This window comes from Neisseria sp. P0018.S001 (assembly GCF_051957355.1).
Taxonomy (GTDB): Bacteria; Pseudomonadota; Gammaproteobacteria; order Burkholderiales; family Neisseriaceae; genus Neisseria; species Neisseria subflava_A.
In genome coordinates this window covers 1-454 of sequence record NZ_JBQCWN010000066.1, presented here as the reverse complement: position 1 = coordinate 454, position 454 = coordinate 1, and the positions used below count along the sequence as shown (strand labels likewise).

The following is a 454-nucleotide window of genomic DNA, read 5'->3' as shown; positions in this document are numbered from 1 at the left end:
AGTTGTTCGGCAGTGTCAGGTGTGGATAGTAGATAGGCACGCGACCGGCGCCGCCAAAACCATCGACCGTATGGTCGACGTATTCCCTGCCGGCGAAAAAGAAATCGTATGCTCCATTTTGTCCGAATCCTTGCGTGCTATAATTTCCCAAACCCTGCTGAAAACCCGCGGTGGCAACGGCCGCGTCGCCGCGCACGAAATCCTGATTTCCACACCGGCCGTGCGCAGCCTCATCTGCGAAAACAAAATCGCCCAAATCAACGCCGCCCTCCAAACCGTTCAGGCCCACGGTATGCAAACCCGCGAGCAAGCCCTGCAAACCCTTGTCCGCCAAGGCACCATTAGCCCCTAGATGGCACGCAGCAAAGCGCAAAACATCGAAAACCTCTCTATTTTCGAAACTATATTCGGGCTATCTGAACCCCATCGTCCCGTTTTCAGACGGCCTTTGAGC

Annotated in this window: 1 pseudogene; it reads left to right on the top strand. The window is 55.3% G+C overall.

What is annotated here, in order from left to right:
* A pseudogene (locus tag ACTHTJ_RS10850) lies at positions 1-352 on the top strand (hypothetical protein); the annotation flags it as partial.
* Positions 353-454: the final 102 nt, after the last annotated feature.